Origin of the sequence: Bacteroides sp. CAG:189 (assembly GCF_000432295.1) — a bacterium.
In the GTDB taxonomy this organism is placed as follows: Bacteria; Bacteroidota; Bacteroidia; order Bacteroidales; family Bacteroidaceae; genus Bacteroides; species Bacteroides salyersiae.
This window is the reverse complement of record NZ_HF991119.1, coordinates 113,473-122,002: the sequence shown is the minus strand read 5'-3', so window position 1 is coordinate 122,002 and position 8,530 is coordinate 113,473. Positions and strand designations below refer to the sequence as shown.

Below are 8,530 nucleotides of genomic sequence, written 5' to 3'. Positions count from 1 at the left end.
CAGGTAAATTATATACATCCTTATCGTTTACCAATAAATCTATATTAGCATTTGAATAAACTATTATTAAAGTCTTATATTTACTTTGATAAGCTATATATGCAATATCGGTATCACTCAACGGATTATCTTTCTGATAACACTGTACACTTGTGTCTTCTTTATCATATGAAAACAAACTGCCGTTACCTATTGCATATACAAGTGTACCCGCAGGTTCTGAATGAGTAACATTATGGTAGGACATATAGGTTTGCCAACTCCCGATAGCATGCTGAGCAAATGCGATAATAGGAATTAATAAAGAAATAACAATAAATACCGTTTTCTTCTGCATAACTTAATCTGCTTTTAAAAAAGCACATAGTGTTTTCTCTATGTGCTTTTATTATAACTTGTTTATAACCTGTTTATTGTACCGATTTGAGGAATTTGCAGAGTTTATTAACAGCTTGTGCGCGATGGCTAATTTCATTTTTGATATTATCGCCGAGTTCAGCAAATGTTTGGTCATACCCTTCCGGAATAAAAATAGGATCGTATCCAAATCCAGAGATTCCACGTTTATCCATAACTATCTCACCTCTTATTATTCCTTCAAATACATATTTTTCGTTATTCATTATAAGTATAATAACCGTACGAAACTGAGCTTTACGATTTTTTACATGCTCTAATTCGTGAAGCAACTTCAGCATATTAGCTTCAGCATTGTGTTCATCTCCTGCATAGCGGGCAGAATACACTCCAGGAGCTCCATCTAATGCTTCCACTTCTAAACCGGTATCATCAGAAAAACAATCAATATTATAATTATTATGAACAAATTCAGCTTTCAATAACGCATTACCTTCTAAAGTATCAGCTGTTTCAGGAATATCAGCATAACAATTAATATCTTCCAAGCTCATAATACCTATCTCATCTCCTAAAATAGCAGATACCTCTTTTAATTTATGCTGATTATTGGTTGCGAAAACAAGCTTCCTTCTCATTGTTAATATAAATTATATGACTATCTAAATCAAAACAGTATAAATCAAATACTATAATCCCAACTTCGCCGATATCTCCAACATCCTCTTTATCGGCTTCACCGCTCTTTCCGCCACTTCCGGATCGACTAATATCTCCGGTGCTTCATTCTTCAGACAGTCATAGAGCTTCTCCAGCGTATTTAATCTCATGAAGCTACACTCATTGCATGCACAGGTACTATCGTTCGGAGGAGCGGGGATAAACGTCTTTTCCGGGCATTTCTTCTGCATCTCATGCAGAATACCCGATTCGGTGGCTACAATAAACCGTTGTTCACTGCTGTTAACAGCATACTTCAACAGGGCAGCTGTAGAACCGACAACATCGGCCAACTTTAACACCGTACTTTTACATTCGGGATGTGCAAGTACGACAGCATCGGGATATTGCGCTTTCAGTTCCAGAATCTTTTCTACCGAAAATTGTTCATGCACATGGCAGGCACCGTCCCATAATAACATCTGCCGGTTGGTAACTGAGTTGATATAATTCCCTAAATTACGGTCGGGCCCGAAAATAATTTTCTCATCTTTTGGAAAGCTTTCCACGATTTGCTTGGCATTGGTGGAGGTTACTACCACATCGGTCACCGCTTTTACGGCTGCCGTAGTGTTTACATAGGATATTACCGTATATCCCGGGTGCTCTTTGACAAATTGTGCAAACTGATCGGCCGGACAACTGTCAGCCAGTGAACAACCGGCATTCATATCGGGCACCAACACTTTCTTATCCGGACAGAGTACTTTGGCCGTTTCGCCCATAAAGTGAACACCGCACATCACAATAATATCCGCTTCCGTTTTGGCAGCCCATTGAGCCAAAGCTAAGCTGTCACCCACGTAATCAGCGATATCCTGTATTTCACCTTTCTGGTAGTAGTGACCCAGAATGATTGCATTCTTCTCTTTCTTCAGCTCGTTAATAGCTTTTATGAGTTCATTCATAATAATTTTATTTTCTCTTCCTTTTAGAAAGAAATTCTTTGTTAGTGATAATAACCTGTTAATAGTGTTAGCAAATAAAAGCGGTTTTTCTTGCCAGATTAGTTATTAGTCTCCAATAAACGATTATCAGTAGGTTATGAACGGACTGAAAAGAGTCTATTGATTGATAATAAGCTATCTTTTGCTATCTATTAACATCTTGTTGATAAAGTGCAAAGTTAAAAACTTTATGGATATAAACAGGGCATTATGTACTGAAAAATATGTTTAAGAATATGTCGAAAGTTTATATTAACTTTTTTGGATTGTTCATTCCACAGTTTCTTTATACCTTCTTCTGAATAATGCAAGAGATAGTTTTCAAAATCTTTGCCGAAAGTTTTGACAGGTTTTCAACGGTTATAAACAGGCATGTTAACAGAAAAGAATTACCTTTGCATAAAGAACAGAAGAATATGAGAAAATTGAAGATAACCGAACTGAACAGGATCAGTGCAGAAGAGTTTAAAAAGGCTGATAAACTGCCTTTGGTAGTGATATTGGATGATATCAGAAGTCTGCATAACATCGGTTCTGTATTCCGCACATCGGATGCTTTTCGTATTGAATGTATTTATTTGTGTGGTATTACGGCCACTCCTCCGCATCCGGAAATGCATAAAACTGCTTTAGGTGCTGAATTCACTGTAAACTGGAAGTATGTTAATAACGCTGTTGATGCTGTTGATAACCTCCGAAAAGAGGGATATATCGTTTATTCGGTAGAACAGGCTGAAGGGAGTATCATGCTCAATGAATTGAAATTGGATAAAACGAAGAAATATGCCATTGTCATGGGAAATGAAGTGAAAGGAGTGCAACAGGAAGTGATCGATCATTCGGACGGCTGCATTGAAATTCCTCAATATGGTACGAAACATTCACTGAACGTATCTGTGACGGCAGGAATTGTGATATGGGAACTCTTTATTCAGTTGAAAGCTTAATTTAGTTGAAAGTTGAGAGTTGAAAGTTAGCTGCGCTATACATACACGCTGCATAGTAACTTTCAATTTTCAACTCTCAACTTTCAACTCTCTCAAATTTGTCCGTTTTCCACCAGCAATATCACTCGTTCAGTGAGTTTATCTTCTCCTGTCGGGTCATATTCCTTTTTAAGACTGGCACCGAAAAGAGCGGCGAATGTTTGATAGAAACCTGCTTTGAAAGGGCCCATAAAGGCTTTGACCAGTTCAAACGAGGTTTGATTGCTTTGTCGGTCCACTAATTTTATCAACAGTTTACCTTGTGCAAAAGTTAATTTCTTCATACGTGGTGTATATTGTTCTTTGAGGCCCTTCTCTACCTTTTTGATGTGACGTTGCCGGGCTTTTTCGTTCGGCAGGGTTTGTAGATATTCGTATGTTTCGAGGATGGTCCGGTTTATTTCACGGGCAATGGGATACACCTTTTTGACATTTCTCACCAATTTGTAATATTCTCTCCGTTCTTTGTCATTTTTGAATTTTAGCGGTTTGAATATATAGACAGTTCGTAGTTGAACGTAAGGAATGGTATCTCCTTCGTAAATACAGACCGGAACAAGGTATCCGCCATTGTTTTGCTTCTCTTGTGCCCGGCTGGATAGAGATACAAAAAACAGAGCGAACAGCGTAAGTATTACTATGTTAGGCCTTATATTCATACTGCAAAATTACAAGATTATTTTATTATTTGTTCAATTCCTTGTAGTGTTAACCTATTTAAAGTATCTTCGTTGTCTTGTAAAAGTAAAATTAGATGAAAAACACATGGCTTTTACGCCTGTCCATAGTTATTAACTTCCTGTTGATAATACCTGTTAATAATGCTCAAAACCCTTCTGTGAGTTTTCTGGATGATGTAATGGAGGATATCTCTGTTAATAACGATGAAGAAGAAGAATTAAATTGGGAAAATGTCATCGAAGAACTTTCTGAACGAATTCAGCAACCTGTCAATTTGAATTCGGCCACAAAAGAGCAGTTGGAACAATTTCCTTTTCTCACCGATATCCAGATTGAAAATCTTTTGGCATACGTCTATATCAATGGGCAAATGCAGACTATTTATGAATTACAGTTGGTGGAAGAAATGGACTGGGAAACGATTCATTATTTACTTCCTTTTGTTTGTGTACAACCGGTTCATAAGAGAGAGGCTTATCCATCGCTAAAAAGCATATTCAAGTATGGGAAACATGAGTTATTAACTCGCATGGATATTCCGTTTTATACCCGTAAAGGGTATGAACAAACTTATTTAGGCCCTCCTGTATACCACTCTCTGCGATACGGATTCCGCTATAAAGAGCATATTTATGCCGGAATGACCGGTGAGAAAGATGCCGGTGAACCCTTTGGAGCATTGCACAATAAACAAGGGTATGATTACTATTCATATTATTTGTTCATAAGTAGGTTAGGCCGGTTGAAAACTTTAGCTTTGGGTAATTATCGTTTAAGCTTCGGACAAGGATTGGTGATAAGTACCGATTTTTTAATGGGTAAAGGAGCAAGCTTTTCTTCATTTACGTTTCGAAGTGGCGGCATACGGAAACATTCTTCTACGGATGAATACAATTACTTTCGAGGGATAGCTGCCGCCGTAAATTTGAATAAGTATTTTGTTTTGTCGGGTTTTTACTCGTATCGCCATATGGATGGGGTGGTTCAAGAAGGAGAAATAACCTCTATCTATAAAACCGGTTTGCATCGTAGCCGGAAAGAGGCCGACAAGAAGAATGTTTTCACAATGCAATTGGCAGGTGGAAACATAACTTACACGGACAATCACCTGAAATTGGGACTGACAGGTATATACTATTTCTTTAATCATCCTTTTGAACCTGATTTGCGGGAATATTCAAAATATAATATGCATGGCAATCGATTTTATAATGCCGGATTGGAATACGGATACCGTTGGCATCGCTTTTCTTTTCAGGGTGAAACGGCTATCGGAAAAAAAGGATTTGCTACTTTAAACAAGATACGGTATTCTCCTATGCAGGGTGCTCATTTATCGCTTATCTATCGTTATTATGCACATGATTATTGGGCTATGTTTGCCCGTTCGTTTGGTGAAAGCAGCAGTGTTCAAAATGAAAATGGCTGGTGTCTGAGTGGCGAAATAACTCCATCCCGTTATTGGAAACTGTTTGCTTCCATTGATTTATTTTCTTTTCCCTGGTGGAAATACAGGATCAGCAAACCTTCTCAGGGTGTGGACGGATTGCTACAGGTTACTTTTGCTCCTCACGAAAATCTTACTATGTATCTGAATTATCGTTACAAGCGGAAAGAAAGGGATGTTTCGGGAACAAACGGAAAAATAACATTGCCTGTTTATCATCATCGGTTACGCTATCGGCTGAACTATTCACCGGGAGAGTTGTTTTCCTTCCGTACAACGGCCGATTATAATCATTTTCATTCATTGGGAAAATTACCCGGCCAAGGTTATCAGCTTACACAGGTAATAACTTGCAGGCCACTTCATTTTCCGTTGAAAACAGAATTGCAGGGAAGTTATTTTCATACGGATGATTATGATACCCGGGTGTATATTGCAGAAAAAGGTCTGCTTTATACTTTTTATACCCCTTCTTTTCAAGGAGAAGGAGTGCGTGTAGCCATCAATCTGCGTTACGATTTGAATACACACTGGATGGTAATAGCCAAGTTCGGCCAGACTATATACATGAACCGCAGTGAGATTGGTTCGGGTTATGATTTGATAGCAAGCAATAAAAAAGCGGACCTGCAGATGCAATTGCGCTTAAAGTTTTAATATATTTGTGCAAGTATATGGTAAGACTGATTTGATAAATTATCATAGCTCGCTTATAAATCATCAAGCTATACATAATAATTAATCAGTCTTGAATCATAAAATCGCAAATCGTCAAATAGTAAATAGATATGACTGTTATTTATCCATCTCCTATTTTCGGCCCTGTTCATTCCCGCCGTTTGGGAGTATCATTGGGAATAAATCTTTTACCTTCCGATGGAAAGGTATGTTCGTTCGATTGTATTTATTGTGAATGTGGTTTTAATGCCGATCATCGTCCTTCCAAAGCGTTACCTACCCGTGAAGAAGTGCGGGAAGCTTTGGAAACCCGCTTAAAAGATATGCAGGTAAACGGTCCTTTTCCCGATGTACTGACGTTTGCCGGTAATGGTGAGCCTACGGCACACCCTCATTTTCCGGAAATCATAGAAGATACATTGGCACTTCGTGATAAATATTTTCCGAATACAAAAGTAAGTGTGTTAAGTAATTCCACATTTATTCATCGCCCTGCTGTTTTTGAGGCATTGAATAAGATAGATAATAATATACTGAAACTCGATACGGTGGATGATGAGTATATTCATTTGGTAGATCGTCCGGCAGGAAAGTATACCGTGTCCGATATCGTGGAACATTTGAAGGCATTCAAAGGAAACTGCATTATCCAGACTATGTTTATGAAAGGCACTTACCAAAGTAAAGATGTGGATAATACTTCTGATAAATATGTCTTGCCTTGGCTTGAAGCCGTAAAAGCAATAGCTCCCCGGCAAGTGATGATATATACGATCGATCGTGAAACACCGGATCATGATCTGGAGAAAGCTACACATGAAGAATTGGACAGAATAGTATCCTTATTGACAGAAGCCGGTATTCGTGCTACTGCTTCTTATTAAGACGTAGATAGACAACATCCGGATGTTTTGCCTGATAACATCCCCATGTTTTATTACACAACATCCCCATGTTCTGCACGGCAACATGGGGATGTTTTCTATATTGGAATAGTTTGTTTGTATCTATCCAACCTTATTTTTAGTAGAAAATTGACTATATGCAATATACCATCATAACTCTCAACTTTTAACTTTCAATTCCTCAATTTTCTCCAATAATTTCTTTTGCTCTTTCTAAGGCCACATTGATATTCGGACATATGTTTTCTTCTCCCAATAATTCATAGAAACCGGATTTTCTGAGTACATTGTGTACTTTCTCATTGACTCCCGAAAGTACGATTGTTGTCTTTTCCTTTTGAGACATTCTGCACAGGTTGGATAAATTGTGAATACCGGTTGAGTCGATAAAGGGCACTTTACGCATGCGGATGATACGAACGGCGGGGCGATCTCCCAACTGTGCCATAACCTCTTCGAATTGTGTAGCGATACCAAAGAAGTAAGGACCGTTGATTTCATATACCTCTACCCCTTTCGGAATACTCAGATGTTCTTCATGGACGGCTATGTCGAGTTCAGAATTCGGATCTATCTCGTTGGTAATAACAGAAATTTTGGTGGTTTCCATTACACGTTTCATAAACAATACACAGGCAATGATTAATCCTACTTCAATAGCAATGGTCAGATCAAAGATGATGGTTAGGAAGAAAGTGATCAGCAATACGGTAACGTCTGATTTCGGATTTTTCAATAATGCCTTGAATGTGCGCCATCCGCTCATATTATAAGAAACGATGACCAGTACACCGGCCAGACATGCCATGGGAATGTATTGCGCCAATGGCATTAGAAATAGAAGGATAAGCAACAGGACAACTGCATGAATGATTCCGGCTACAGGAGTTTTTCCACCGTTATTAATGTTGGTCATCGTACGGGCAATGGCTCCTGTTGCAGGGATACCGCCAAATAAGGGAGTTATGATGTTGGCAGCACCTTGGGCTATCAGTTCCGTATTGGAATCATGCCGGTCTCCTATCACACCATCGGCTACTGTGGCCGAAAGCAAAGATTCGATGGCCCCCAATACAGCGATTGTAATGGCTACCGGAAACAAATTTTTAATGGCTTCCCAATTCAGTGAGGGGACTACTGCATCAGGCAATTCGGAATTGATAGTAAAACGGTCACCGATGGTATCGATACAATCGATGCCACCATATGCTTTCATCAGATATACGGCAATTGTCACTACAATAATGGCAATCAGAGAGCCGGGTACTTTTTTTGAGAACTTAGGAGTGATGGCGATGATGACCACACTGATGATACTCACGATAGTATTCCACCAGTTCACTGTGTCGAAATGACGGAAATAAATCAGCCATTTTCCTATAAAGTCTCCCGGTACTTTCTCATCTCCGAAGTTCAATCCGAAAATATCGGCGATCTGTGTGGTAAAGATAGTTACGGCGATACCGCTTGTAAAACCTACAATAATGGGATAGGGAATGAATTTGATGACTGCCCCCAATTTGAATATACCCAATAATACCAAGATGACTCCTGCCATTAAAGTGGCGACGATGAGTCCTGCTTCTCCGTATTGTTGGATAATACCATAAATAATAACGATAAATGCTCCGGTCGGACCTCCGATCTGTACTTTGCTTCCACCTAACAGTGAAATGATAAATCCTGCAATGATGGCGGTGATAATACCTTTTTCGGGAGAGACCCCCGATGCGATACCGAATGCGATAGCCAATGGAAGAGCTACGATACCTACAATGATACCTGCCATAAGATCGGCTGGGGAAGTCT

Annotated in this window: 7 protein-coding genes and 1 pseudogene (1 of these 8 cut by a window edge); 3 read left to right on the top strand and 5 right to left on the bottom strand. The window is 39.0% G+C overall.

Annotated features, from left to right (window positions below):
- The 3 genes from QVP90_RS17230 to nadA form a co-directional block, all read right to left on the bottom strand.
- A partial coding sequence (locus QVP90_RS17230; RefSeq protein ID WP_441293877.1) for a PorZ beta-propeller-like domain-containing protein occupies positions 1 to 337 on the bottom strand: 337 nt, incomplete at its 3' end.
- A 73-nt stretch (positions 338 to 410) separates the two neighbouring features.
- Positions 411 to 995, bottom strand: coding sequence for a non-canonical purine NTP diphosphatase (locus QVP90_RS17225; RefSeq protein WP_005928106.1), 585 nt, complete (start codon positions 993 to 995; stop codon positions 411 to 413).
- A 51-nt stretch (positions 996 to 1,046) separates the two neighbouring features.
- Complete coding sequence (gene nadA / locus QVP90_RS17220; protein WP_005928104.1) at positions 1,047 to 1,985, bottom strand: quinolinate synthase NadA; 939 nt, start codon at positions 1,983 to 1,985, stop codon at positions 1,047 to 1,049.
- 455 nt (positions 1,986 to 2,440) lie between these two features.
- On the opposite strand from nadA, the gene QVP90_RS17215 reads away from it, so the two are divergent.
- Entirely contained in the window at positions 2,441 to 2,971 is a 531-nt protein-coding gene (locus QVP90_RS17215; RefSeq protein WP_021937109.1) for an RNA methyltransferase, read from the top strand.
- 92 nt (positions 2,972 to 3,063) lie between these two features.
- Here QVP90_RS17215 and QVP90_RS17210 read toward each other — a convergent pair whose 3' ends face one another.
- Positions 3,064 to 3,669, bottom strand: a complete 606-nt coding sequence (locus QVP90_RS17210) for a DUF4294 domain-containing protein (RefSeq protein WP_021937108.1) — start codon at positions 3,667 to 3,669, stop codon at positions 3,064 to 3,066.
- Between the two features lie 95 nt (positions 3,670 to 3,764).
- Here QVP90_RS17210 and QVP90_RS17205 point away from each other — a divergent pair, with 95 nt between their 5' ends.
- Both QVP90_RS17205 and QVP90_RS17200 read left to right on the top strand, forming a co-directional pair.
- A complete protein-coding gene (locus tag QVP90_RS17205) occupies positions 3,765 to 5,795 on the top strand; it encodes a helix-hairpin-helix domain-containing protein (protein WP_021937107.1) in 2,031 nt (676 codons plus the stop codon).
- A gap of 131 nt (positions 5,796 to 5,926) precedes the next feature.
- Positions 5,927 to 6,700 (top strand): radical SAM protein, encoded by a 774-nt coding sequence (locus QVP90_RS17200; RefSeq protein WP_021937106.1) that lies wholly within the window; start codon positions 5,927 to 5,929, stop codon positions 6,698 to 6,700.
- 202 nt (positions 6,701 to 6,902) lie between these two features.
- Here the strand turns inward: QVP90_RS17200 and QVP90_RS17195 are convergent.
- Positions 6,903 to 8,530: pseudogene (locus QVP90_RS17195) on the bottom strand (SulP family inorganic anion transporter); it runs 96 nt beyond the window's last position.